Annotated in this window: 27 protein-coding genes; 21 read left to right on the top strand and 6 right to left on the bottom strand. The window is 49.5% G+C overall.

Going from position 1 to position 26,381, the window contains the following annotated elements:
• Positions 1–31: 31 nt before the first annotated feature.
• The 5 genes from kdgT (at position 32) to B212_RS0125965 (ending at position 5,025) form a co-directional block, all read left to right on the top strand.
• Entirely contained in the window at positions 32–1,036 is a 1,005-nt protein-coding gene (gene kdgT / locus B212_RS32455) for a 2-keto-3-deoxygluconate transporter (RefSeq protein WP_036670131.1), read from the top strand.
• 878 nt (positions 1,037–1,914) lie between these two features.
• On the top strand, positions 1,915–2,490 hold the full coding sequence (locus tag B212_RS0125980) for an Ada metal-binding domain-containing protein (protein WP_019914178.1): 576 nt from the start codon (positions 1,915–1,917) through the stop codon (positions 2,488–2,490).
• Positions 2,483–3,037 carry a methylated-DNA--[protein]-cysteine S-methyltransferase gene (locus tag B212_RS0125975; RefSeq protein WP_019914177.1) on the top strand — a complete coding sequence of 185 codons (555 nt, stop codon included), beginning with the start codon at positions 2,483–2,485 and terminating at the stop codon, positions 3,035–3,037. Before B212_RS0125980 ends, B212_RS0125975 begins: the two co-directional genes overlap by 8 nt.
• Entirely contained in the window at positions 3,018–3,917 is a 900-nt protein-coding gene (locus B212_RS0125970) for a DNA-3-methyladenine glycosylase family protein (RefSeq protein ID WP_019914176.1), read from the top strand. Before B212_RS0125975 ends, B212_RS0125970 begins: the two co-directional genes overlap by 20 nt.
• 124 nt (positions 3,918–4,041) lie before the next feature.
• Positions 4,042–5,025 carry an alpha/beta fold hydrolase gene (locus B212_RS0125965; RefSeq protein ID WP_019914175.1) on the top strand — a complete coding sequence of 328 codons (984 nt, stop codon included), beginning with the start codon at positions 4,042–4,044 and terminating at the stop codon, positions 5,023–5,025.
• 42 nt (positions 5,026–5,067) lie between these two features.
• Here B212_RS0125965 and B212_RS0125960 read toward each other — a convergent pair whose 3' ends face one another.
• Together B212_RS0125960 and B212_RS0125955 are read right to left on the bottom strand one after the other, a co-directional pair.
• Entirely contained in the window at positions 5,068–5,790 is a 723-nt protein-coding gene (locus B212_RS0125960) for a CPBP family intramembrane glutamic endopeptidase (RefSeq protein WP_019914174.1), read from the bottom strand.
• 81 nt (positions 5,791–5,871) lie between these two features.
• The gene (locus B212_RS0125955; RefSeq protein WP_019914172.1) at positions 5,872–6,657 is read right to left on the bottom strand and encodes a MerR family transcriptional regulator; all 786 of its coding nucleotides are present in this window, start codon (positions 6,655–6,657) and stop codon (positions 5,872–5,874) included.
• A gap of 282 nt (positions 6,658–6,939) precedes the next feature.
• Between B212_RS0125955 and B212_RS0125950 the strand changes: the two genes are divergently transcribed.
• Complete coding sequence (locus tag B212_RS0125950; protein ID WP_019914171.1) at positions 6,940–7,689, top strand: type II toxin-antitoxin system PemK/MazF family toxin; 750 nt, start codon at positions 6,940–6,942, stop codon at positions 7,687–7,689.
• 110 nt (positions 7,690–7,799) lie between these two features.
• Here B212_RS0125950 and B212_RS0125945 read toward each other — a convergent pair whose 3' ends face one another.
• The gene (locus B212_RS0125945; protein WP_019914170.1) at positions 7,800–9,398 is read right to left on the bottom strand and encodes a hypothetical protein; all 1,599 of its coding nucleotides are present in this window, start codon (positions 9,396–9,398) and stop codon (positions 7,800–7,802) included.
• Positions 9,388–10,104, bottom strand: coding sequence for an ABC transporter ATP-binding protein (locus B212_RS0125940; protein ID WP_019914169.1), 717 nt, complete (start codon positions 10,102–10,104; stop codon positions 9,388–9,390). The genes B212_RS0125945 and B212_RS0125940 overlap by 11 nt, the downstream gene beginning before the upstream one ends.
• Before the next feature lie 250 nt (positions 10,105–10,354).
• Here B212_RS0125940 and B212_RS0125935 point away from each other — a divergent pair, with 250 nt between their 5' ends.
• The 10 genes from B212_RS0125935 to B212_RS0125890 all read left to right on the top strand — a co-directional run bounded on the left by B212_RS0125935 (position 10,355) and on the right by B212_RS0125890 (position 19,912).
• Positions 10,355–11,128 (top strand): spr1630 family ClpXP-sensitive toxin, encoded by a 774-nt coding sequence (locus B212_RS0125935; RefSeq protein ID WP_019914168.1) that lies wholly within the window; start codon positions 10,355–10,357, stop codon positions 11,126–11,128.
• 17 nt (positions 11,129–11,145) lie between these two features.
• Positions 11,146–12,354: a spr1629 family repressor/antitoxin gene (locus B212_RS0125930; protein ID WP_019914167.1), complete on the top strand. Its 1,209-nt coding sequence runs from the start codon at positions 11,146–11,148 to the stop codon at positions 12,352–12,354.
• A 288-nt stretch (positions 12,355–12,642) separates the two neighbouring features.
• Positions 12,643–13,665 (top strand): LacI family DNA-binding transcriptional regulator, encoded by a 1,023-nt coding sequence (locus B212_RS0125925; RefSeq protein ID WP_019914166.1) that lies wholly within the window; start codon positions 12,643–12,645, stop codon positions 13,663–13,665.
• Positions 13,665–14,489, top strand: a complete 825-nt coding sequence (locus B212_RS0125920; protein WP_019914164.1) for an ABC transporter permease — start codon at positions 13,665–13,667, stop codon at positions 14,487–14,489. Before B212_RS0125925 ends, B212_RS0125920 begins: the two co-directional genes overlap by 1 nt.
• A 38-nt stretch (positions 14,490–14,527) precedes the next feature.
• A complete protein-coding gene (locus B212_RS0125915; protein ID WP_019914163.1) occupies positions 14,528–15,559 on the top strand; it encodes an ABC transporter ATP-binding protein in 1,032 nt (343 codons plus the stop codon).
• Between the two features lie 53 nt (positions 15,560–15,612).
• Entirely contained in the window at positions 15,613–16,785 is a 1,173-nt protein-coding gene (locus tag B212_RS0125910; RefSeq protein WP_019914162.1) for an extracellular solute-binding protein, read from the top strand.
• Complete coding sequence (locus B212_RS0125905) at positions 16,782–17,627, top strand: ABC transporter permease (protein ID WP_019914161.1); 846 nt, start codon at positions 16,782–16,784, stop codon at positions 17,625–17,627. The genes B212_RS0125910 and B212_RS0125905 overlap by 4 nt, the downstream gene beginning before the upstream one ends.
• On the top strand, positions 17,624–18,097 hold the full coding sequence (locus B212_RS0125900; RefSeq protein WP_019914160.1) for a hypothetical protein: 474 nt from the start codon (positions 17,624–17,626) through the stop codon (positions 18,095–18,097). The genes B212_RS0125905 and B212_RS0125900 overlap by 4 nt, the downstream gene beginning before the upstream one ends.
• Entirely contained in the window at positions 18,094–19,086 is a 993-nt protein-coding gene (locus tag B212_RS0125895; RefSeq protein ID WP_019914159.1) for a CehA/McbA family metallohydrolase, read from the top strand. The genes B212_RS0125900 and B212_RS0125895 overlap by 4 nt, the downstream gene beginning before the upstream one ends.
• Positions 19,087–19,129: 43 nt before the next feature.
• Positions 19,130–19,912 carry a glycerophosphodiester phosphodiesterase gene (locus B212_RS0125890; protein ID WP_019914158.1) on the top strand — a complete coding sequence of 261 codons (783 nt, stop codon included), beginning with the start codon at positions 19,130–19,132 and terminating at the stop codon, positions 19,910–19,912.
• Between the two features lie 143 nt (positions 19,913–20,055).
• On the opposite strand, the gene B212_RS0125885 is transcribed toward B212_RS0125890, so the two are convergent.
• Positions 20,056–20,484, bottom strand: a complete 429-nt coding sequence (locus tag B212_RS0125885) for a VOC family protein (RefSeq protein ID WP_019914157.1) — start codon at positions 20,482–20,484, stop codon at positions 20,056–20,058.
• A 118-nt stretch (positions 20,485–20,602) separates the two neighbouring features.
• Between B212_RS0125885 and B212_RS0125880 the strand changes: the two genes are divergently transcribed.
• Positions 20,603–21,610, top strand: coding sequence for a helix-turn-helix transcriptional regulator (locus B212_RS0125880; RefSeq protein ID WP_019914156.1), 1,008 nt, complete (start codon positions 20,603–20,605; stop codon positions 21,608–21,610).
• Positions 21,611–21,822: 212 nt separating this feature from the next.
• On the opposite strand, the gene pdxR is transcribed toward B212_RS0125880, so the two are convergent.
• Positions 21,823–23,250 carry a MocR-like pyridoxine biosynthesis transcription factor PdxR gene (gene pdxR / locus B212_RS0125875; protein ID WP_019914155.1) on the bottom strand — a complete coding sequence of 476 codons (1,428 nt, stop codon included), beginning with the start codon at positions 23,248–23,250 and terminating at the stop codon, positions 21,823–21,825.
• 103 nt (positions 23,251–23,353) lie between these two features.
• Between pdxR and B212_RS0125870 the strand changes: the two genes are divergently transcribed.
• From B212_RS0125870 to B212_RS0125855, 4 genes are all read left to right on the top strand, one after another.
• On the top strand, positions 23,354–23,908 hold the full coding sequence (locus B212_RS0125870; RefSeq protein WP_019914153.1) for a GNAT family N-acetyltransferase: 555 nt from the start codon (positions 23,354–23,356) through the stop codon (positions 23,906–23,908).
• Positions 23,909–24,082: 174 nt separating this feature from the next.
• On the top strand, positions 24,083–24,550 hold the full coding sequence (locus B212_RS0125865; protein WP_019914151.1) for an Hsp20/alpha crystallin family protein: 468 nt from the start codon (positions 24,083–24,085) through the stop codon (positions 24,548–24,550).
• A 369-nt stretch (positions 24,551–24,919) separates the two neighbouring features.
• Complete coding sequence (locus B212_RS35845; RefSeq protein ID WP_019914150.1) at positions 24,920–25,915, top strand: DnaJ C-terminal domain-containing protein; 996 nt, start codon at positions 24,920–24,922, stop codon at positions 25,913–25,915.
• A 105-nt stretch (positions 25,916–26,020) separates the two neighbouring features.
• Positions 26,021–26,377 (top strand): hypothetical protein, encoded by a 357-nt coding sequence (locus B212_RS0125855; protein ID WP_019914149.1) that lies wholly within the window; start codon positions 26,021–26,023, stop codon positions 26,375–26,377.
• The last annotated feature ends 4 nt before the right edge of the window (positions 26,378–26,381 follow it).

Here is a 26,381-nt window from a genome sequence, read left to right as displayed (position 1 = left end):
AGAAATTATGAAGAAGGGTATGATCAATCAAATGAAAATCAAACAGACATTAGACAAGATTCCCGGCGGTATGATGCTGGTGCCGCTGTTCCTTGGAGCCATTATTCATACGGCTTTCCCGGATGCAGGCGAATATTTCGGCGGCTTCACCAAAGGCCTGATGACAGGGACGGTGCCGATTCTGGCGGTCTGGTTCTTCTGCATGGGCGCAGCCATTGACGTTAGAGCAACGGGAACTGTACTGCGCAAGTCCGGCACATTGGTATTGACCAAAATCGCCGTCGCCTGGGTTGTCGCCATGATTGCGATTCAGTTCCTCCCGGAGGGCGGTGTGCAAAGCGGATTCTTCGCCGGATTGTCTGTGCTGGCCATCATTTCTGCGATGGATATGACCAACGGGGGCTTGTACGCTTCCATAATGCAGCAATACGGCTCTAAAGAGGAATCCGGCGCATTCGTGTTGATGTCGCTGGAGTCCGGCCCGCTCGTTACTATGCTGATTCTCGGCAGCACCGGGGCAGCCGTGTTCGAACCGCATCTGTTCGTCGGCGCTGTGCTGCCCTTCCTGATCGGCTTCCTGCTGGGCAACCTGGACCATGATCTTCGCGCCTATTTCGGAAAAGCTACACAGACGCTGATACCGTTCTTCGGGTTTGCGCTGGGCAGTTCGATTGATCTTGGCGTAATCGTGGATACCGGCCTGCTTGGCATACTGCTCGGTATCGTTGTAATCATTATTACAGGCGTGCCGCTGATTCTGGCCGACAAGTACATTGGCCGCGGCAACGGGACTGCCGGACTTGCCGCTTCCAGTACTGCCGGAGCCGCTGTAGCCAACCCGATGCTAGTAGCCAACATGAAGCCGGAATTCCTTCCCGCTGCACAGTCCGCAACCGCACTCGTAGCTGCATCCGTTATTGTGACCTCTATTCTCGTACCGATCATTACGGCCTACTATTCCGATTACATGAAGAAGAAAAATCCGCCGGTGGAGGGTGGCACCTCGGAGCTTGCAGATCAGAAGGCCGCGATATAATATTCGCATAACAACTACAAATATGCATTTCATTTATTTGTTCTCACTAATGCTTTGACCCTCCAAACGCCAGAGATGGTGTTGTCTGGCGGGTCTTTTTCTTGTTGTGTAGGAAGGCATAATTTCTGCCTGGCAGGTTGTCAGACTCTACATGCTGGAGTTCGAACGATACTCCGCCGAATGGATCAGGGCGTGGAGATCACGTTTCCAGGCGTATCAGGCCCCGCGAACAGAAATCATCTCCTGATTGGAAGAGTCTGCCCGTTTGCAACGGACCGGACAGCTCTTATTTCTACTGGAAGTCATTATTCCGTTAGTGAACGGACTCCAGAGACTTTATGGGCGGACATTCACCCCAAATATACCTGCCGAAGAGGCAATAAGCGCTTTTGGGTCCGTCAGCTCGGCTAAATGTACCCCTTTCGGTAAAATAAATGCTTTCCGGTCCGTAAGAATCAGGAGGATGAATACGACGAAACCCTCCCTCCCCGAACCACAAAGGCTCCGTCCTGAGCCGCAAATTTAGAATTGATGCCGTTCTCGAATTGCGCCTAGTCGATTTGCTCACAAACAACGGCAGAAATGCCGTTGTTGAAGCCCGCTTGTCCGGTTTGCTTGGAAACAAAAGCAAAAATGCTGTTGCTGAAGTGCACTTGGTCGATTTGCGTAGAAACAACGGCAGAAATGCCGTTCTCGAATTGCGCCTAGTCGATTTGCTCACAAACAACGGCAGAAATACCGTTGTTGAAGCCCGCTTGTTCGATTTGTTCCCGGGATGCTGTAAGAGGACTAGCGCTGTCGTAATCTTGCTCTCCTATTTCACAGGGCTGCATAAGGCGAGACGAATCGTTTATACTGGCGGTATGAGGTGATTGACTGTGGACCAGATATTATTCGAGCGTATCTATGACTCGGTTGTGCGGCGTGAGCCGACCTATGACGGCGTGTATTATACTGCGGTGCTCACGACTCATATTGTGTGCCGCCCTTCCTGCCGGGCGCGAACACCGAAGGCGGGCAATGTTGTGTTCTATGACTCGCTGGAGAAGGCGGTAGCCGCCGGCTTCCGGCCCTGCAAAAGATGCAAGCCCGAGGAAGGCGGCGTATTGCGGCCGGATGCGGTGCTGGCCGCCCAGGCGGATGAGCTGCTGGCAGAGCGGTTTGGGCAAAAGATGACGCTGCAGTTACTGGCCGGGCTGCTGAAGGTGAGCCCGTTCCATTTGCAGCGGACCTATAAACGGGTCACGGGCCGCTCGCCTGCTGAGAGGCTGGATCAATTGCGGGTGGAGAAGGCCTGCGCGCTGCTGGCGGACACGGAGCTTGCGGTTGCTGAGGTGGGCCAGGCGGTTAGCTTTCGCGGGCCGTCCCATTTTGCCGCATGGTTCACACGGAAGACCGGCGTCTCGCCAACTGAGTACCGCAGCCAAATCCAAGGAGGGACTTCTAATGAGTGAAATCACGATTTATCGTCATAATATGCATTTGGGGAATAGAGATTGGACTCTGTGGGCCAGTGACAAGGGCTTAATCCGCCTGTCTTTTGGGAACGAAGAGAAGCTGCCTGAGGGGGCATGGCTGAGAACTTATGCTCCACTGCACCGGTATCAGGAGGATCAAGCCGTGTTCGCGCAGCTTGGCATTATCTCGGAGCTTGATCGTTACTTCGCGGGAATTCCGGTCAGCTTCGAGGGCGTTCCTCTGGATGTCTGGGGAACACCGTTTCAGCAGGCGGTCTGGAAGGGACTGGCCTCCATCCCGCATGGTGAGGTGATTACCTACCGGGAGCTGGCCGGAAGAATCGGCAGACCGCAGGCGATGCGCGCGGTAGGAACAGCCAACGGGCAGAATCCGCTGCCGGTTATTTTACCCTGCCACCGGGTCATCGGTGCGAACGGCACATTGACCGGCTACCGGGGCGGACTGACGCTGAAGCAGGAGCTGCTGACGCTGGAGGGCATTACACATGTGGGGGCGGCGGGGCATGAACGATTTGCTTTTTGAACTGCCGCTGCCGGCATTGTTCGATTTCGACGTATGTCTGGAATACTTGAACCGCTCGCCGCTGGAATGCCTGTACCGGACTGATCAGCAGGGAGTGACCCGGTATTTCATCCTGGATAACATGCCGGTTCTTATCCGGCTGACTGTCCCGGAGGAGAGCAAACTTCAGGTAACACTGCTGCATGGAACTGCTCCTGGCCCCGAAGCGCAGGAGCGGCTGGCCCGTTATATTATGGAATGGTTCGATCTCGGCCGGGACCTTGCGCCGTTCTACCGGGTGGCGGAAGCCGATCCGCTGCTGCAGCCTTTAGCCCAGCAGCATAGGGGCCTGCGAATCGTCGGCATTCCGGATTTATTCGAAGCGTTATGCTGGGCCATTCTGGGCCAGCAGGTCAATTTGGCGTTTGCCTACAGGCTGAAGCACCAACTGACCGCTGCATACGGGAAATCGCTGGAGTGGGGAGGACAAACCTACTATGAATTTCCGGCACCGGAGGTGTTCGCGGAGGTGGAGCTTGAGGAGCTGTTTGCCCTGCAACTGACCCGCAGCAAAGCGCGGACCGTGCTGGAAGTGGCTGCGCTGATCGCAAGCGGCGGCTTAAGCCGCGAAGAGCTGCTGGCGAAACCATCGCCGGAAGCTGCCGAGCAGCGGCTGCTGGAGATTCGCGGCGTAGGCCCGTGGACCTCGCAGTATGTTCGGATGCGCTGTCTGGACGACACCACAGCATTCCCGGTAGGAGATGTGGGGCTGCAAAATGCGGTCAAATTCCTGACCGGCATGGACAGAAAGCCTACCCCGGCAGAGCTTGTGCAACTGGCACAGCCCTGGCGCGGCTGGGAGGCCTATGCCACCTTTTATTTGTGGCGGGCGCTGTATTAAGTTTTAAACAAAATTTAAACAGCGACCGCCACGGATTTTAACCTAAGGTCCCTACAATGAATGAGAAGTGTATGAGATGAAGCATCTTCATTCACCATCATTTGTTAGAGGGGCAATGTTTTCAATGAGACCGAAGAGAAAGTTCAAATTCACGCGAATAATCAGGAACGTCCTGCTTTTTATAGGCGCAATTCTGCTTGTAATCGTGTCGGGTAATGGTGTAATAACAAGGTATGAGCATAAGCAATATCCGGCATGGGGCCAGTATGTTGAAGTGAAGGGCAAGAAGATGCATGTGTACACGAAGGGGACGAAGGGCAACACCATTGTAATGTTACCCGGACTGGGGACAGCCGCGCCTGTGCTGGATTTTGAGCCGTTGCTTAATGAGCTGGCCAAACAAAATAAAGTGGTAGTCGTAGAGCCCTTCGGGTACGGCTGGAGTGATCTGACCAATGAAGAACGAACGGTGGACAACATGGTCGAGGAGCTGCGCAGCGCATTGCAACAAGCGAACATCCAAGGCCCATACACGCTTTTGCCTCACTCTGTATCCGGTATCTACAGTATGTATTACGCCCATAAATATCCTGATGAAATCCAGGCGATTGCCGGAATTGACATCACCCTGCCGCAGGCAGTGGATTATTTCAATGAATCTGTCCCGGAGTTGCCTGTATATATGCGCTTAATTGCACCCAGTGGTCTGGCGAGACTTGCAACCTATATAGCTCCGTCAGATGTTTTACCGATAGCGGATGAAGGCACGTATTCTGACGAGAATAAAAAGCTGACCAAAATGATTACAGCCTGGAAAGCTTACAATACAAACGTAGTGAGTGAATCCAGAGAACTGAAGAATAACATCAGCACAACAAAGGCGCTGACCTTTCCGCCCAATCTGCCTGTGATGATTTTTACGACTGAGACGGATAAGGTAAATAAAGACGGCAGATCCAATATCACCTTCTATGAGGAGCAGCTCAAGAATGTACACAGCCATCAGCTCATCACATTCAAAGGTCACCATTATCTGCATTGGACGCAATATAAGGAGATCGCTAAAGATGTAAATGCATTCTTAAGTGCCTCCCCGGCTTCACCTTGAGCGCCAAGATGATTGAAATCCGGCGCAGGGGTCTGCGAGATTTTAAAGTAACATTATTAAAGCTACTACATCTGTAAAGTTGGCTAAGCAATGTACAAATATCCCTAATTTCATTGAATCTTTTTTGTGTACAAAATAAAACAGTGGGAAAAATGCCACAATTCTCGATATAATCAGCCAAGGTGACCAGAAATGATAAACAGCAAATAATACAAGATTTATTAGTACGCTGTATTTCCCCATCCATTTCATACGTGCCAGTAAAAATCCCCGAAAATAGAGTTCCTCAGTTATGGGGCCAATGAGCGTAAAAAAGATGAAGCTGACTATTATTGCAATTAAGATAAGCTTGTTACTGAATTGGCTCATGTCCTGGACATAATTGTAATCCCCTGGAAGCCAGCTAAATACAGTACTTAATATGTAATTTGATAAGGGAGCTAACACCTTCATAAGTATTCCGGCCACTGTAAGCAGTAAGAGAGTGTAAACTATATATTCTTTAATCTTCAGCTTACTTTTTAGTCCCAGTATCTTAAGGATATTGAACTTGCCCGTTTCCTTTTTGGCGGCATAAAATAAATATCCCAGCTCGATAGGCACTATTGAAAAAAAACCTGCTATGCCTAGTGTGATGAGCTTGGGATATTCAGCTAAAACTTCTACTTTTAATAAAAATAAGTAAAGCAGACCTAACGCCATTCCTGGAATTAAGTGAAGAATTATGAGCTTCCATATGCTTCTGAGATCGGTTTCGTTATTCATATCCTGTTCCCCCTATAGCTTAATTCCTCTACAATCTAAACTATGGGGCCGTCCCAAGGTCAATACATTAGTTAAATAACCTTATTCAATCGGGACATACACTTCTAAATATGACTTTAATATTCCTTCGTGGTAGCCTAATAATAACATCCCTATAATTACTATGCCTTTATGTTTATAGTTATTGGCATCGACCCATTGCATACCCTTAATAAAACTATCTTCCATCACATTCTCATACTGTAATCCATCTTCGACAATCGTATATAGACATTTTTCATAGTGTAGAATATCCCTTTCCCCTACAGCGTTGTCAACCTCTGTATCTTTTGTAACCAGCATTATATTGGATTGTATTCCCTCTTCATTAAAAATAATATGGCGTTTTAAGCTTTTGGTAATTGGCTCCTCAGCTAATTGATTTCTATTATTATGTATAACATCAAATTCCTCATATGCTCTAAAATCTGATATTTGTCCTAATACTTTTATAGGTGGCATGGGTCTAATTGAATATTTATTTAGGTGTTTTTCAATATTCCTACAATCGTTTTTAGCTTTCTCAATTCTACTTGCTATATTATTTAGTCTGGTTATATGTTGAATGATTTCATTGTGTTTTTCATCTAAAATACCTTTAATATCTTTTGTATCACTTTCCTTGCACAGCTTCTGAATGGTCTTAAATTCCAAATCCAATGATCTATAGAACTCTATTGCTAATACATTATCTATATCCTTATAACCATACTGTCTATAGTTATTCTCATCATCCTGTATTGGGGTCACAATCTCTTTTTCTTCATAGTACCTTAACTTATCCTTGGAAATTCCCATGATGTTAGCGATCTGACCTATTGTATACATTGCGCTTTCTCCTACTCCCATATATTGTCTTAGTGATTATTCTATTATAAGCGTTTGTTGTCCGAATTATTTGTTAGGAGGAAAAATGTCTGGGATATCATTATCTATACCGGTTGCAGGATCATTGTTCACAATTATGCCGAATATGTGGCTAAATCTATCGAAATATTTAACCTGCTTGGAAATGATTCTGAAGGGAGGAATTGGATAGGATGATTTATTTGGTATAATGGGAGAAAATTACCTTAATGGTTTAAATCTGGTAGGGGTCGGTGAAGTTATTTGTTTCTTGTAGATAAACGCAAGGTTAAACGTGAAGTAGAACAGCTAGGTAATAGCAAGAAGATAATAAAGGGATTAAAGGTTTCACCTGTTGCAGATTCTTACAAAAAAACAATCTGGAATCTGATGGACAAGTTACAAGAAGCGGATGCCTACTCTATGGCTCAATGGCTGGTTCACGTAGAAAGATGGATAGATGATCATGGAAAAGACCAGAAAGCAAAATATGAACGAGGTGAGATTGTCTTCATTGAATTAGGGGCTATGAATTTCGGCTATGAAGCCTCATATGAACATCCAGCAATTGTTATTGCGAACAGTTACAATACTGTCCTAGTTGCTCCTTGCAGCTCGAAGACATATGGAAAAGGGAGAAGAGATGTTATTGATATCCCAAAAAGCGATGCAACTGGACTAACAAGTGATACAGGGATTGGAGTAGGGGGAATACGTTGGATAAGCAAGAATCGTATTATGAACCGTTTAGGCAAAGTTACCAATCCTATAATTTTAGACAAGATAGATGAACATTTATTAAAACAGTTATTCTTCTACAATGTAATCTCTGCACATCACCATAATGAAATTATGGATTTAGAACGTAAACAAGATATGTTAAAGGCCGAGCTTGATGAAATGAAATCAGTTTTACGATCGGTTGAAGAACTACTACTAACCCAATCCCCTGAATTAGTGGAATCTTTTAAGGCTATTGCCGTAAGTGAAAGAGTAATAGAATTTATTATTTGACAATCCCCATAACTGACGCTATCATATAAGTATCTAATAGCAATGCATCGTTTATGAAGCGGATGCCTCTGAAAAGAGGGTCCGCTTCTTTAATTTTTCTCAGAGTATCGTCAAAGCTTCTGAAGCAACTGCTCCCCTTTAGTCTGAATATATCTATACATTCCTACACACATCGCTGCCATAAGCATTCCAGCACCTAACAAGATAACATTGCCATTGACATGAGTCAGAAGAAGGAATGTACCAACTGGAACTAACAGACTTAGGATTCCTATGAACATAGACACAATGACGGCTGCACTCTGTTTTACCACCGTAACTTCGCTTGTCCACTCCAGATTAGGTAAGTTCAAATTAACGATTACGCCCACCATCGCTGAATAACAAGCATAGATCAAAGGGATAGCCAGCAATAATAAGCTTTCGGTCCACCCCGTACGCAGCGAAATCATAAGCAGCACACAACTCACAACCAGGACCGGTAATGTAATGGTGAGATTTACGGCAATTTTGCTGAGCAATATGCTTTGTTTCGACACGGGTGAGCTTTTTAGTATCCATAACTGTTTACCCTCAAGAGAAATGGAGCTTGACGTTGTACAGCTTAAAGTTACAAATAAGGAAACCAGGATTGGAGCCAGCGTACCCAGAGATTGTGAGAATTGTGGAATTTCAATCAGTTCCCCCAGCTTCTCCGGGCTGACAAACAATAAAGCAACCGACATCACCAGTAATAAAATCATGCCAATACCTGTATTCAGCACATAAATAGAGGAACTGAAATATCGGCCTAACTCCTTCTTGTACAGTGCGCGAAATGGAGAGGATACGGCTAACGGCTTCATTTTATATTTACTGCTTGCATGACTGGTCATTAGACCTGTATGAATAGCTTTATATTTTCTACCAAGCACAGTGGCAAATATTATAAAAGAAAGTACGGATATCGCAGTAAATACTAACAATGCACTTATCCGGTAAGAGCAAACCGCATCTACATACATGGCTGTCAGGGGATACAGCTTAAATATCATATCTGCCAGCCCAGTCCCCATATCAGCTACTACCTGCCCGTTCCCATTCAGAGTAAATGAACCGACCATGATTGCAATAATTACGGCGAAGGTTAATGCAAGGCTTATCATCCGGCTCGCTCTAAACCGGGAGGAGAACCAGCTAATGAATGAGCCAATAATAGTTGCGGCAATAATCGGCAGTAACGGAATAAAGAAGAGCGTCATTAGAAAAAACAGATAAAATAACGCCCCGGGCGCTACTTTTATGGCATATACCATACCGGCTGGCAGCATGACCATCACCGTAAAAAACAAAGTCAATATATAGAGCTGGAGCACACGGCTTGCGACAACATGACTCGTCTTTATAGGCAGCGACATCACCAGATCGTAGTCCTTATAGTTGAATAATACACCGCTTGCCTTATAGATCGTAGTAAAGAACACTACAATAGAAGTAACAGCCATCATAATGGCAAGCAACAGGTCCAGCCGCCCCATTTGTTCAAAAGCCAGTGCCATTCCGAAGCTGTAGCCAAATGAAGCCGCTGCTATCATGAGCATACCCGCCAGAATACCGATGCTTAGTAGAAGCAATTTGCGTCTTTCCTTAACATCCTTCGTATGGAGAGCCTTATTCAAGCCAAATGAAGAAAGCAACTGCAGCTTCGTTAATCTCCAACTATTCATCATTGTCTATCAGCTCCATGAATACATCCTCCAGGCTATTCTCGCCCTTTACTGCTTCAGTCCTGCCATGGGCTACCAATTGGCCCCCCTTGATAATCGCTATCTTATTACAGAGCTTCTCGGCCACATCGAGCACATGTGTTGAGAAGAAGATGGCACTGCCATGGCTGCACAGATCTACCATGATTGTCTTCAGCATGTGAGCAGCCTTTGGATCAAGTCCAACAAAGGGCTCGTCTAACACTAACAGCTTTGGTTTATGAATGAGAGCAGAGATGATCGCAAGTTTCTGCTTCATCCCATGAGAATACGATGAGATCATATCACCCAAATGAGCCGTAATCTGAAAAGCATCGCTGTATTTTTGGATGAGCAGCTCACGGTCCGCCTTGGATACGCTAAAGAGATCGCCAATAAAATTCAAGTACTGTATGCCGGTAAGATGATCGTACAGATCCGGGTTATCAGGTATATACGCAATACTCGCCTTGCAAGCTACGGGATCTTTCTTAATGGAGATACCGTCAATTTCAATATCCCCTTCTTCAAAATCAAGCACACCAACTACTGCCCGGATGGTTGTTGTCTTTCCTGCACCGTTATGTCCGATAAAGCCATAGATATCGCCCCGCTCGACCACTAAATTCAAGTCATTTACAGCCCTTTTACCACCCTTATAGCTTTTGGAAAAATGTTTTATGGTAAGCATGTTCCTTCACCTCTTCCTTTAATACGTTTAGCCTATGCCAATCGTTCATTGAGCCCATCTATTCTGAAGTGAATAATAATTAGCGGGAACGAGAATAATGCAAGCGAAGTATCAGGTAAAGCACTAAAACTATAAAATTATATAGCGATATACATTAAAACTTTAAAAAAATCAAAAAAAATCATTTCCATACCCTCCAGTTTCGTTTAGAATATAACTGCCTTTATCATCGTGAATCGGAGTGATGGATATGGAAGAATACAAATTCAATTCTGAACACAATAAGATGATTGTTGATGCTATCGTAGACGGGTACCGCGATTATATTGAGCATCGTAGAGATCGGAAATCAAAGATGAAAATCAGTTCAGCTTTTGCCTGGACGAAGGGGAATTTTATTGAAAGCAGGCTTGCGGAAGATTGTGTTAATTACGGCTTCACATACAAGAAATCGAAAGCTGGACTAACGTGGGATTATCTTCAATTCATACACGGTGACTCCAATATCCTTTTTCTTATCAAAAACGCCGCTTATTTCAATGAGAATTCCTTTTCGGCAGCAAAGCTCCCAAACGATAGCAGCAAGAAAGGTCCTTATCGTACCTATCTTCATGATCTTTCAAAAATCAATAAAGACTTGAAATTCTCTTCCAATCCGCAATTATCCACAGAAGGAGCAGAAGTTAAGCAGGTCGAACAACTTTCCTTCTGGATTGTTGAGAGTCAGGTGAAAGATGAACTAAAGAAATTCGCATCTTCATATACAGAATTTCATATTTTGACATATGCCCTTGATGAGGCCTACCAGATATCTGAAATCAAGCATTATTTGCCTAATCCGGTTGATAACATCGCTTATCTTGTAGAAGATCTCTCAGACTTTATCTCTGGAGCTGACTTAACGGAAGACGATCGTGAAGTCGTGGCACCGGAAATGAACGAAGAAATTATGGACCCGGCTGCATTTGATATCGGGATACTTGAAGATGAACAACAACATGACTGGCAGAATGGTGTTAGTTAATTAAGGGGGATGCAGGCATGTTCATTGGTGAAAATCTGGCCAATTTACGGATCATGCATGGATATTCGAGAAAACAGCTCTCCGAAAAGTTAGGTGTCACAGAACAAGCAGTCTGGCAGTACGAGAATGCTTATACATCACCGAAATTGCAAATCGTGAATGAGTTGAAACGAATTTTTAGCGTTAAAAGTAAATACTTTTATACAGAAGACATGCTTGCTCGATATTTGACGCCTGCTAGTGTCGACTTAATGAACATCGCTTATCGTTCAAAAGTCTTTAATGTCATCTCGAAGACACAGGCAGAAGCGAAGCATGTTGAATACTTGGATGCTTTTATCAACTATATTACAGCCAAAGTTAATCTCCCTACCCTTAAAATCATCAAGTTAAGGGATGAGGTTATTGATTACTTAAAGCATTCAGACGACGACAGAGTGGTTCAAATCAATCAAGTTGCCCGTTTAGCGCGAGAAAGACTTGATTTAGCACAATCGACAAATGATAATCTGATATTTCTGATCGAAAAAAGCGGAGTGTTTGTGTTTGAGAAGGCCATTGGTGAGGAGATTGATGCCTACAGCCTCTGGACGCAGAATAATCGGGCTTATATCATATTAGGCAATATGAAACGGTCGGCTGTCCGCAGAAACTTCGACATTGCCCATGAATTGGGGCATCTGTTGCTTCATTATCGTCTGGAGTTCGCTAACCTGGACCGTAAAGAGCATAAAATGATTGAAAATGAAGCGAATCTTTTTGCCGGAGCATTATTGTTGCCGGAAGACGAATTTGCATCTGACATGAAGGATGTTGCTCATATCACGAATCCGGATGATTACCTGGATTTAAAAAAGAAATGGAAAACCTCGTTGCAGGTCTTGGGATATCGGGCCGCCCAACTTGGATTTATGGAGCCCAAGGCTCACCGGAACTTTTATGCGGCCATGCACCGAAAGAAGTATTTAGAGAGGGAACCGCTCGATAAAATCATTCCGATCCAGAAACCAAAGAAGATCAAAGCCATTATTGATCTTGTTTCGACAAGAGGGCTTGTGGACATTGGTCAGATGATAGAGGACACTTGGAAGGTAGAACTATCCTTCTTTCATCAATTGACAGGAATTGACCTTAGCTTTTTCAACAAGTACATGACAAGAGACCTTGATTTCGGCTTCCAAAATATCGCATCCATCCATGAGTATACTTCTCGCGATGATATATAAGTGCAATGGAAGTAAACTTAGCCAAAAGACGGCTTATCATTTGAATTCAAATGATAAGCCGTCTTTTTTGCTGCGGGAAATAATAAGCCGCCTTTGCAGAAGGATTACATAGAAGCGCTTTATTGGATCAGTCTGGTAAATAAGCGGCGGTTAGCGTAAAAACTCGAAAAATGCTTTACGCAATTGACCTTTTTCGATAATACCGGACTTACATTCGAAAGTTAATCTGTTTGATGTGGGAACGATCTCATGTGGGAACGGTCTCACAATGGAGAGCGAGGTAAAGCCGTGAGAAATATTAAAGAGATTGCGCAATTGTCAGGTGTATCCAAATCCACAGTTTCCCGGGTGATTTCAGGCCGGGGGTATACAAGCCAGGAAGCAAGAGACAAGGTGCTCAAAGTCGTTCAGGAGCTGCAGTACAAACCGAGTGCGGTTGCGCGGGCAATGGTCTCGCAGCGGACCCATAATATCGGCATCTTGATTTATCGCCGCGAGTATCCGGTCGCGTCGCATCCCTTTTACGGAAAAATACTGGATGCCATTCTGGCGACGGCTTCTCCGATGAACTATTCGGTGTTTGTGACCACGGAGTATGAGATGTCGCTGCGCTCCGCCGATTTCATGCTGGAGAAAAGAGTGGACGGGCTGATCCTGATCAGCCGCCTGGAACAGAATGTGATTGAACATATCGGTAAATTTGGCGTTCCTTACATCATGGTGAACGGGTCCACAGATGTTCCCGGTGTCATTCATATCGTCAACCGCGACCAGAATGGAGGCATGGAAGCTGCCCGGCATTTGAGCGGACTCGGGCACCGACGGATATTCGTGCTCGCCGGACCGCAGTCCCACCGGAGCCATCATCTTCGGCTGGAGGGCTTCCGCACTTATATGAACGGGCAAGGATATGAATTTGGTGAGTTCGACATCACTTATCTGGAGTCCTCGACCTTTGAGGAAGGCTACCGGAAAATGGCAGACCACTGGGAGCATTTTCGGAGCCACCCCTATACTGCGATCTTCGGCACTAACGATATGATCGCGCTGGGGGCGATGAAGTTTTTGATGGAGCATTCTGTTGCAGTTCCCGGGCAGGTGGCTGTTATGGGGTTTGATGATATTGATGCAGCCTCCATTCTGACCCCTTCGCTGACTTCGGTGAGAGTGGATACGGAGAGGATGGGGAGGCTGGCCTGCGAGATGCTGGACAAGCTGATCCGGCATGAGCCGGTAGAAGAAACGGCAATTGAGCTGGAGCCGCAACTGGTGATCCGGGATTCAACCAAGAGGAGAGGAGAAGCGCTGTAATGAGATGGTATTTAAAAGCTGTCGGGCCTAAAAAAATCATAGAGTTTTTGCTGCTGGCCGCCTTCGTGATTTTCTTCATGGGCCCATTGTTAAATCTGGCCATCCTGGCTTTTACCGGACAGTGGACTTACCCGGATACGCTCCCGAGAGAGTGGTCTCTGAAATGGTGGTCCTTTGTACTGTCCCAGGACGGGATCGCGAAGTCAATCGGACTGTCATTCGGCATTGCCGCTATTGTTACGGCGGTGTCGATCCTGCTGTGCGTTCCGGCTGCTTATGCATTTGCACGGATTCGGTTCCCGCTCAGCCGGTTCTTCCTGTTCTCGTTCCTGCTGACACATGCTTTTCCCAAAATGGGCCTCTACGTTTCAATAGCAGTATTGTTCTATAAGATCGGCCTGATGAACACCCTTCTGGGGGTAGTGCTTATCCATATTATTAACGTGCTGATGTACATGACATGGATACCTACCTCTTCCTTCCGGAATGTGCATGTGGCCCAGGAGGAATCGGCAAGAGATGTGGGGGCAAGCCCGTTTCGCGTATTCCGCAGCATTACGCTTCCGCTGGCTATGCCGGGAATCATTGTCGCTTCGATCTTTACTTTCCTGAGCTCACTGGATGAGGCGCAGGGAACCTATCTCGTTGGGGTGCCTAATTTCAGAACGATGCCCGTTGTCATGTACGGCATTATTACGGATTATCCCGCTTATGCTGGCGCAGTTTTCTCAATTATTTTGACAGCCCCAACCTTGATTCTGCTGCTCGCCGCCCAGAAGTTCGTAAGCGCAGATGTCCTGTCGAGCGGATTTCAAATGAAATAACTGGCGTAATTCCGAAGTCATTTTAGCAGGAGGTTATTATGCAGGCTCATTTATCCATACAGAAGCTGTCGAAGCGGTACAAGACCGGTGACGGTGTCACCGATATTTCACTGGATGTGAGAAAAGGGGAAATGATTACGCTGCTTGGCCCTTCCGGCTGCGGCAAAACGACGGTGCTTCGCAGCATCGGCGGTTTTCTGGACCCGGACTCCGGCGACATCATGATCGAAGGGAAAAGCGTGCTCAGCGCCCCGCCGGAGAAACGTCCGACGTCCATGGTGTTTCAGGGCTACAATTTATGGCCGCATATGACGGTTTATGAGAATCTGGCCTTTGGACTCAAGATCCGCAAGATCCGGAAGGCTGAACGCGATAAGGCAGTTTCGCAAGTGCTTGACCTGGTTCGTCTGCCCGGCTCCGAGAAGAAATATCCCACACAGTTGTCAGGCGGACAGCAGCAGCGTATTGCGGTGGCGAGATCGCTGCTGCTGAAGCCTGCGGTACTGCTGCTGGACGAGCCCTTCTCCGCCCTGGACGCCAAGCTGCGCCACGAGATGCGTGAGGAGCTCCGGGAAATCCAGGCCGAGCTTGGTCTGACGATGGTATTTGTCACTCATGATCAGGAGGAGGCATTATCCATCTCCGACCGGATCGTGGTCATGAACCATGGCCGGATCGAACAGATCGCTACGCCGCAGGAGATTTATGATGAGCCGAAATCTTTGTACGTCGCACAGTTTATCGGGAAAATGAACTTTGTGAAGGGGGTGATTGCCGGGGATGTAATTCAGACAGGTTCACTTCACTTTCCGAATGCTGCCGGCCTTTCAGGCGAAGCAACCGTTGCGGTTCGGCCGGAGGATGTGGTATTGGACAGTTCAACAGGAAGCGGGCTTCATGGAATCATTAAACAAATTATGGTGCTTGGACACTATGCCGAAGTGTCGGTCGACATCCGGGATCATGGCGTAATCCGGGCCTTCCTGGCCCGTGACAAGGTTAAGGAATTGCAGCATGGTCAAGAGATATCCGTTCAGTTCTCCAAAATTTTGGCGTACCCGCAAGCGTAAACCCATTTTCCAAGACTTTTATAAATTCATAAATCCTGAGGAGGCATTTGTGCATGTTGAACAAGAAAAAAGCTCTATCCCTGACGGCAAGTCTGGTTGTGGCAGGTTCTTTGCTGGCTGGCTGCGCGTCTGACAAGAAGGCCGAGTCCGCTACGGCCGGAGGCGCGAATTCCACTTCAGCTCCCGAAGCCCAAGCGGCAGAGTTCACTTTCTATTACACAGGTTCGCAAAATGTGGATGATTTATGGAAAACGCTGATTCCGATGTTTGAAGAGAAAAACCCGGATATTAAGGTTAACCCCGTCTACGTGGCTTCCGGTACAGCAGCACAGCCTACCTACGATAAAATCATGGCCGCCAAACAGGCCGGCAAAGGCTCCGGCGGTGTGGATCTCTATGAAAGCTCAATTGATGATGTCACCAAAGGCAAAAAAGATGATCTGTGGGATACACTCAGCACCGGCCAGATTGCTAACTTGAAGAATGTAGACCAGCAAACCATGAACGATGTGTCCAATTTGGCCGTTCCATACCGTTCGTCCGCAGTGGTGCTCGCGTATAACAGCGATAAAGTCAAAACGCCTCCACAGACACTGGACGAGCTCTACGACTGGATTCGCGCCAACCCGGAGAAATTTGCTTACAACGATCCATCCACCGGTGGCTCCGGCAGCTCGTTTGTTATTACGTCAATCTACAAATTTCTGCCGGAAGAGGCCATCCACAACTCTGATCCAAGCATTGAGAGCCAGTGGACACAAGGCTTTGATCTGCTGAAGGATCTGGGCAAATATGTATACGGTAAAGGTATTTATCCGAAGAAAAACCAGGGAACCATCGACCTGCTCGCCAGCGGTGAAGTAGACATGATTCCGGCGTGGTCGGATATGGTTCTGGATCAGATCGCCAAAGGACAACTGCCCGCTACCACCAAAATGCAGCAAGTGACCCCAGGCTTTAATGGCGGCCCTACTTATCTGATGGTGCCTAAGCTGTCTGATAAGAAAGACGCGGTGTACAAATTCCTTGATTTCGTACTGTCACCTGAAGCGCAGACGGAGGTCGTTAACAAAATGCAGGGCTTCCCGGGCATTCAACTGGCCAATATGCCGCAAGACATTCAGGATTCCTTCAAAGGCGTATCCGAAGGCTACCGCACATTCAGCCTCGGGGATCTGGGCAAAGATATCAATCAAAGATGGCAAAGCGAAGTTGCTGCCCAATGAGCAGACAAGTAAAAAGGGGGCTGCTGGGGATTTCCCTGGTTCTCCCTTCCTTTTTGATTCTGGTGTTTATTGTCGTTCTGCCCATCATTAGCTCCTTGAAAGAAAGTCTCACAAATAAAACGGGCGGTTATGACCTCTCCAACTATAAATACCTGTTCACGGATAAGCTGATGCGTTCCAACATTATCTTCACCCTTGAGATCACCGTAATCTCTTCCCTGCTTGTCCTGGCTATCAGCTATGTCCTCGCGGTCTATATGCGGTTTAACGACGGCTTTGCCGTGCGGTGGATCCGCCGGATGTACATGATTCCGATCTTCATTCCTACCGTTATCGCAACTTACGGCCTGATTCAGTTGCTCGGCAACCATGGATGGGCGTCGCGGATTTTGTTCCATCTGGGAGAGGAGAGCTTTCCGCGGATTATTTATGATATGAAGGGCATTATTATCGCCAATTTATGGTTCAACGTACCGTTTACGACGATGCTGCTGGGTTCCGCTTTGTCATCCGTGCCGGACTCCGTCATTGAAAGCGCCAAGGATGTCGGCGCAGGGCGGCTGAGAATTTTCTGCAAATTGATTCTTCCGTTGACGTATAAAACGCTGCTTGTAGCTGTTACCTTTGTGTTTATGGGTGTCATCGGCTCCTTTACGGCACCTTATCTGGTGGGTCCCAATGCTCCGCAAATGCTCGGTGTCTCCATGGAGCAGGTTTTCGGCGTTTTCCAGGACCGTCAGCTTGCCGCAGCTTTGGCCTTCTTCACCTTCCTGTTATGTTCGTTTATCGGTTACTTCTATGTCCTGTCCATGATCAAAGAGGAAGGAGTGCGGCGGTCATGAAGACGTTATTTGTGGATGTACTGTGCAAAGTGACGCCTGCATGCTCGAAGTCGCATATCACGTACCGGTTTTTCCTGACTTCGGCGGGAGGTCGGTTAGGGATCAATTTTGCTTACAGACCCAAGCAACTGGAGGATATAGAGAAGGCCAAAGCTATGATTGAGCGCAGCATTGACCTCTACTTTGAGGAGGAAACCAAAGAACAGGCCAAAGCGCGCTATGCATCGTATTTGCCGCTGAACAATTTGCTTACCGTATCGGTTGACGGTCCGGATGGACACCGCGGCGCGGCGCACCGGCATGATCCTGAGCAGCTTCTGTATTTATCCAACAATGAAGCTTCTCCCGGTCTGGTCTGCGGGGAGATCGGGAAGGGTATGTGGGAGGTTACATTAAGCCTGCATGCCGTCGTAACCGATTACTGTGAATATTCGCTGCAAATCTGGCAGGAAGAGGAGGCGGCGCAATGACCTGGCTGGCCTGTGAGCTTCATACGCATACGTTTCACAGTGACGGCAGGCAGTCTTTGGCCGAGCTGGCCCGGGGAGCCAAGTCGCTTGGTTTTGACTGCATTGCCCTGACCGATCACAATACGATGGCCGGACTTGTGCATACGGAGCAGGTTGAACGGGAGACTGGGCTGCTAATTATCTCCGGGATGGAATGGACTACTTTCTTCGGCCACATGGTTACCATCGGGATCAAGGATAATCTGGATTGGCGCAAGGTGGGACCGGGAGATATCCATGCCGGATTGGCCCAGGTTCATAAGCAGGGGGGACTTGCCGGCATGGCTCATCCGTTTCGGCCGGGCAGCCCGATGTGTACAGGATGCTATTGGGAATTTGAAATCAGCGACTGGAGCGAGATTGATTATATCGAGGTCTGGTCCACGACCTTTGCGCCGGTGAAGAAGAACAATATCCGTGCGTACCGGCTGTGGACGGACAAATTGAACGAGGGCTTCCGAATTGCCGCCACATCGGGACGCGACTGGCATATCCAGGAGCCGGCGGGTGAACCGTTGTCTGTGACCTACTTGCAGGTTGAAGAGGGGGAAGCGCCGTTTACGGAACGGGCGATAGAGGCTTTGTCCTCCGGCCGTGTCTCCGTCACCTTGGGACCAAGGCTTGATCTTGAAGTGAACGTTAATGGAAAGGTGCATCAAATCGGCGATGTAGTCAGCGGATTAGATGGAACTGAGCCATTGGCGGCCATTCAGATTCAGGCGGATTTCACCGTCCGCCATGAGCATTGGCATTTGCCGGAGCAAACCTTTACCATCAGTCTGAAAAGCAATTCAGGAGTACTGTCCGAGTTCGCCGCACTGCCGGATGATCTTCCGCTCCATACTGAAATCTCCGTTCAAGGCTTGCTGTGGATACGCGCCGAAATGTGGGGTGTTATTCAGGGAGTGCGAACGCTGATTGCGTTTACGAATGCCGTTTATTTCGAATAATACCTATATGGATTGTATAACAGAACAAGACGGGGGTGCGGAGATGGAGGCAAAAGGAAAGGGACGATTCCCGCTTATTACAGCTCATACCGGCTGCATGGATACGCTGGACAATACCCTGGAATCTGTGCGGAGGGGTATTGAGCTTGGAGCGGATATCCTTGAGGACGATATCCGGGTGACGAAGGACGGAATCGCCATTCTGGCGCACGATGACGCCTGGACCACGGTGGAAGGGCGGAGCATCATCATCTCGGAGTCGAACTATACAGAGCTGCAGAATGTGGAGGTCGTCGTTGATTATGCCGGTAAGAGAGGCAGCATGACCTTCAGCACGCTGGAAGAGATGCTGCTGTTGGTCAAGCCGTCTGGTGCAACCGCCAACCTCGACCTGAAAGTGGATGAAGCTGTGGAAGCTGCCGCAGAGCTGGTCCGCAGGCTGGATATGCAGGAACAGGTCTTTCTGTCAGGCTGCGAAAGGGAGCGTGCCCTGCTCGCGCAGCGCAGACAACCGCAGCTCAGGAAGTTGCTTAATGCAGACACTCAGCTTTTCAGAGCTTCACCATATGAGTTAGCCGCTGAGATGACCTTTCGGGACGCGCAGGAGGCTTCCTGTTTTGGGATCAACATTTATCATGAATTTGTGACCTCATGGTTTATGGAACGCGCCCATGCTCATGGACTTCCCGTCTATGTCTGGACCGTGAACGAGACGCGGCTTATGGAGCATTATGCCGATCTTGGCGTTGCATCCATTACAGCACGCAATGTGCAGGATCTGGCGAGCCTGAAGCAGGAAAGAGCCAAAGATGCATCATTATCTTAATGACAAGCCCTTAATGAAGCGGCGAAGGGAAACAAGATCACGGGCAAGCCGTAGTCTTGTTTCCCTTCGTTATTTGGCGTTGATGTTCCTGCTGAGGCTAGGATAGCGGATTCCTCATCAAGCCCGCCGCCCCATTTTGGGGGTTATTCACTATCCCGCTTTGTAAATACCTGAAAAGTCGCGCCGAACTTGTCGGTGACCATGCCGTAAGCGGGACTGAAGTAGACGGGGCCGAGTTCTATGTCCACTTGCCCGCCTTCTTGTAAAGCGTGGTACAGCCGCTCTGCCTCTCCCGCATTGTCTACCGTAATGCAGATGTTGATGCCATTGCCCGGGCGTAACACCTGTCCCTCCTCCAAATCGGCTACGAAAAAGTTCGTCTCTCCCACCCGCAGCACCGAATGGGCAATGAGTGCCTTCTCTTGCTCAGACATCGGTGAAAGGGGATTCTGCGGCCCTTCTCCGACGGTTTGCTTGAAGAGCAGCTTTGCCCCCAGCACCTCCTGATAAAATTCAATCGCTTGTCGTGCAGTTCCATCAAGCAGAATAAAGGCATTCAGTTCTAATGTCATATTCTAATCTCTCCCTACTGTCTGTTGAATTTGCCCCGTATTGCTGGGCTATGAGTTCATTGTAGGGTATAATAGTGACAACTATTGTCATAAATAAAAAATTAAATGGAGTTATGCCATGTCTAAATCGAAACGGCTGCTGGACCTGATGATGACCGTCAACCGCAAACGCAAGTTCACGGTCAAAGAGCTGGCGGAGGAGTTCGGCGTGTCCTCACGGACCATCCTCAGAGATTTGCAGGAGCTTGGGGAGCTGGGCGTCCCGCTGTATTCTGAAGTGGGACCGCACGGCGGCTATCAGGTGCTGAACGAGAGAATCCTCCCGCCGATTGCATTTACCGAGGAGGAGGCGGTGGCGATTTTTTTTGCCAGCCATGCCCTGCGTCATTACAGCTATCTGCCGTTCAAGGAAGAATCCGTGTCGGCTTTGCGCAAATTCTATCATTACATGCCCGGAGATGTCCGTGACCGTATTGACGGGATAAAGAACCGGATTGATTTCGTGACCCCGGCCAGACAGGCGGAGTTCCCGTATCTCGCTATTCTGCTGGAGGCGGCTACAGCCCAGAAAGTGCTACGGATTGATTATGAGTCCAAGGGCAAACGCATGGAGCGGGCAATACAGCCAATCGGCATTTATGCCAGCAGCGGCCTGTGGTATTGTCCGGCCTATTGTTTCTTGCGGGGCGGCATCCGCGTGTTCCGCTGTGACCGGATGCATGCGGCGGTGAACGACACCTCCGGGCTTGCGCCGCTGAATCTGCAGCATGTGCATCTGGGAAATATAGATGAATACAATTCTGTGGGGCAGGGGGGAGAACTGGAACAGGAAGTGGATAACATACAGGGGCGGGAGACAGCCAAGAACCGGGAGCAGGTCCGCTTGCACATTGAACTGACGAATGAGGGAGTGCAGGCTTGCGAGGCCGAGCTGTGGTCGTCGTCCTTACTCCATATCCGCGAAGACGGGACCGGCTGGCTGGAAGGGGATATTCCCGGTACTGACCTGCGGTTCTTCGCCCGGTTCGTGATCGGCCTCTGCAATGAGGCTGCGGTCCAGGAGCCGCCGGAGCTGGCCCAGTCGGTTAAGGAGCTGCTTACTGAAATGCTTGCGAAGATTAAGTAGACATCCATGCCGCTCTTTCGCGGCACTTTAGACGAGCACATAAGGCATATTCTGCAGTGAAAAATAATTTTGTCGCCATACGCAGGAAAAACTCATCCAACCATACGTCCGATCATCAGCGGTAAAGAGCTAATAGCACATCATAAAAAAATTCCATCCATTAAGAACTATAAGAGATTTGTACAAAGAAAACCAAAGGGCATTCAGTAAAATCACCTCTCCGGTATCTGGCCCAGCCACACCTCTGCCAGACGCCGGATACCCTCCTCTATGTTTACCTCGGCGATGCCGCCGAAGCCCAGAATAAATTCCGGCTCATCGTTATCCGGCCCGTTCCACCAGGTATAGGACATTGGCGTAACGCGGATGCCTGCGGTCCCTGCTAGCTCCGCAAGCCGGCGCGCACTGCCGCCGCTTCTTAGCGTGAGCAGAAGATGAAATCCGGCACCTTGACCGGAAACGGCAGCCTTTTCCCCGAAATATTGCTGGATGGAGTGCAGGAGAAGATCATGTTTCCTCTGATAGAGCAGGCGCATCCGCCGCACATGCTTGGCAAAATACCCTCTCTCGATAAAATAGTGCAGCGCAATCTGATGGAGCCGGGAGGCGGAGTGCTCCAGGTACAGCTCGCTTTTCAGGCGGTGATAGTCCGGCAGAAGCTGCTGCGGCAGCACCATATAATGAATGCAGAGCGCCGGAGCTACCGACTGGGCGGCGCTGCACATGTAGATCACCGGACTGTTATCCAGCAGCCCCTGCAGCGCAGGAATGGGACGGCCATGATAGCGGAACTCGCCGTCATAATCATCCTCGATAATATAGCCGCCGCTTGACCGCGCCCACTCCAGCAGCGCCAGCCGTTTCGCAATCGGCATCACCATGCCCCTGGGAAACTGGTGGGAGGGAGAGATGTATACGGAATTTGCTCCGCTTGAGTATAGCTGCTCTACATCAAGCCCGTCCTCCTGTAACGGAAGGGGAATCACATTAAATCCGTGTCTTTTAAAAGCGGCCGGCAGCAGGTGGTAGCCGGGATCTTCAATAGCGAGCTTCCCCGCCTTCTCCTGAAGGAGGAGCGCTACAAGAGAGCAAAGCGTATACTGGTCGCCGCCGATTACAATCTGCTCCGGGGTGCAGCGCAGTCCGCGGAATTGCCGCAAATGGACGGCAAGGCTTAGGCGCAGGGCAGGCTCGCCTTGCGGGTCGCCATATTGCAGCAGCTCAGGGTTCGTTAGCTGCTCCTGGTAGAGGCTGTGCCATATTTTGTGCGGGAAGTGGGAGAAGTCATTCCGCGAAATATGGAAATCATAAGCATATGTCCGGGGATCGCGGGCGGTAATGGGCTCTTGCGGCAGCGGAGGGCGCTCCAAACCCTCCGCTATTTCGCTAAGCAGGTGCACCTTCTGGACGCGGTATCCGCTGCGCGGCTTGCTGGTTATGAAGCCTTCGGACATGAGCTGCTGGTAGGCAAGCTCTACAGGAGTGGTGCTGATATGGATTTGGGCAGCCAGATCACGAATCGACGGCAGGCGGCAGTCTGCCGGAAGCGTACCGCTGATGATCTCTTTTTTAAAATAATCATAGAGCTGTATGTAGTATGGAATTCCATTGTTTTCACTGAGCGTTGGCACAAGCAGCATGAGGATACTCCCATCTGTCCTTTGGAAAAAGACGATTCTGTCTATTTTCAAGTATACAGTTCTGCAATACCATAGAGCTACATAAATGACAGGAGATGAGAGTATGAGCAAGCAATCGGGACTTTTATCAGGGCAAAGGGTGTACCTGCGCCCGCTTAACGCGGAAGACGCCGAGCTGTACTACCACATGTTCTATGGTACGGAGACCCGCCGACTAACAGGGACGCAGAAGCATATGACCAAGGAGCAGATCGCGGCATATATTGAGCGCAAACCCGGAGATGACAGCTCGGTGCTGTTGCTGATTGCCCTTAAGGAGAATGATGAGATCATCGGCGACATCGCCATTCAGGATATGGACCGCAATAACCGCACAGCTAATCTGCGGATCGCCATCGGGGAGGAGCGGCATCAGGGACAAGGCTACGGCCGGGAGGCACTGCTGCTGATGCTGGACTACGGCTTCGGGATTTTGAATCTGCACCGTATTGAATTGGAGGTCTATACATATAATAACCGTGCCGCGCACGTGTATGAGTCGATCGGTTTCGTCCGGGAGGGCGTGCGGCGCCACGCGCTTTTCTACAATCATGAGTACCATGATGTGGTGATGATGAGCATGCTGGAGACGGAGTATCGGGAGCGATATATTCATTAAAGGTCAAAAAAGGTCAAAACGTTAATAATCCCAAAATTTATGCAGAAAAATAAGCTGAAATACCGGATTTCTCCGGTTTTTCGGCTTATACGGGTTTTGTTATGTACCCGCGAGGGGATTATAATAAAGCCATAGGTCAAATAAAGTCAAAGTCAAATGAGAGGAGAATGTATGATGTTTGATTTGATTCCTTTTGGAAAACGCAGAGATGATGCTTTTGGTGTGCTGGCCAAGTCCCTGAACGAAGTGTTTAATGATGATTTTTTTGCACCGATAAAAAGCTCCACAATGTCCTTCCGGACGGACATCCGTGAGAGCGAGCAGGCGTATCTGATTGAGGCTGAGCTGCCCGGCTTCAAAAAAGAAGAAATCGACATTGATTACGCCAACCCTTATTTGACGATCAAGGCGGTCCGCAACGAAGAAAATAACGGGGAAAACAAAGACCATCAGGTGGTGCGCAGAGAACGCCGGTATGGAGAATATGTGCGCCGGTTCTATGTGCAGGACATCGCCGAGGATGAAATTCGCGCTTCGCTGAAGGACGGTCTGCTAACCCTTTCGGTACCGAAACGGCAAAAGCCGCTTGGCAAACGCATTGAAATTCAGGATAACGGTTCTACCGGAGAACAGCTTCAATAAGCCGGCAAGTTGACGGTCAAGTGCAGTGCAGCGGGCATCCGAGGGAAGCGGAGAGCCAGCGGCTGCGGCAGGGAGGATGGAGACGTCCAAGTCCGGCGGTGCGGCTGAAAATTAAGATGACCCGGGTATAGTGGCCAGCACCGTGTACCCAATAAGGCTTCTGCAGTATCAGCGGCTTCGCCGGGCTTTTCATATAGCACCATCATTCAGGCGCATTGTAGTGGGAGATTCCGGCTATGGTGCGTCTTTTCACGGAATACAAGAGCAACGGAACAAGAATATAGCATTTTAAGGGCTGACGGAAATAGGGTATTAAAAGGCAGGAAATGGCGGCTTGCCCGCCGCATTTGACGAAAGGAGGAGGCACATTTGGCAGCTAACTATTATGAAGCACTGGGCGTAGGGGAGAAGGCCACCAGGCAGGAGATCAAAAAGGCCTATCAGAAGCTCGCGAAGAAGTGGCATCCCGATGTCAACAAGGCGCCGGAGGCGGAAGCGAGGTTCAAGGAAGCGGCGGAAGCCTATGAGGTCCTGGGCAATGAGGAGAAAAGAAAAGCCTATGATGAAGAGCTCCGCTACGGCTTCGGAGGCGTGAGAGGCGGCGGGGCACAGCGTAGCGGAGCTTCGTCTTCGGCGTATGGAGATTCGCCTTTCGGTGCAGGCTGGAGCGGAAGCTACTCCTCCTCCGGCGGGATTTCCGAGGACGATTTGTTTGGAATGTTCTTCGGCAGCCGGGGTGCGGCGGACCGGGCGGGGTTTGATTTTTTCGGTAGCGGCGGAGTTGGCGGTCCCTTCGGCGAAGCGCGCAGCACGATGCAGGCGCAGCTTGAGGTTACGCTGGAGCAGGCTTATAAGGGCGGAAGCATCCGGGTTCAGGTAGGCGGCAAGGATGTGAACGTCAGTATCCCGGCTCGTGCCGCCGAAGGAACGGTTATCCGTATTCCCGGCAGCGGCGGAAATGGAGTGGCAGAGGGCGGCGACCTGCTGATCTCACTGCACCTGCTGCCGCATGATGTTTACGAGCCGGAGGGCGGAGACCTGTACGGCACGGTGGAGATTGCGCCGTGGCAAGCCGTGCTCGGCGGCGAAGCCAAGGTGCCGCTGCCGGACGGCAGCAGCGTGAAGCTGAAGATCCCGGCCGGGATGGCCAGCGGCAAGACGCTGCGCCTCTCCGGCAAGGGTCTGAAGCGCCCGAACGGCGCGAACGGTGATATCCTGTTCGCGGTGGAGATTGTGATTCCCGCCGGCTTGACGGAGGCGGAGAAGAAGCTGTACCGCCAGCTATCTGAAGCTGGCAGCTTTCAGGCCGGGGCCAAACGGCAGGCCCCGGGCGGAGCCGCGCGGCGCAAAGCCGCGATGGGCTAAGGCCCGCGCTGCGGTTGGCAGCGCGGACGCGGCCTAGAGGAAACAACGGCAGAAATGCCGTTGTTAGGCGCGCGGAGGCCGTGCCAGGAGGAAACAGCGGCAGAAATGCCGTTGTTAGGCGCGCGGAGGCCGGGCCAGGAGGAAACAGCGGCAGAAATGCCGTTGTTAGGCGCGCGGTGGCCAGGCCGGGAGGAAACAGCGGCAGAAATGCCGTTGTTAGGCGCGCGGTGGCCGTGCCAGGAGGAAACAGCGGCAGAAATGCCGTTGTTAGGCGCGCGGAGGCCGTGCCAGGAGGAAACAGCGGCAGAAATGCCGTTGTTAGGCGCGCGGTGGCCAGGCCGGGAGGAAACAACGGCAGAAATGCCGTTGTTAGGCGCGCGGTGGCCAGGCCGGGAGGAAACAACGGCAGAAATGCCGTTGAATGTAGCGGAGGCGAGCCTGGGAAGGCCGGCTCAACGATAGAAAG

Source organism: Paenibacillus sp. HW567, assembly GCF_000374185.1.
Classification (GTDB): Bacteria; Bacillota; Bacilli; order Paenibacillales; family Paenibacillaceae; genus Paenibacillus_AQ.
Note: the sequence above shows the minus strand (reverse complement) of the source record. Positions and strands in the feature narration are given on the sequence as shown.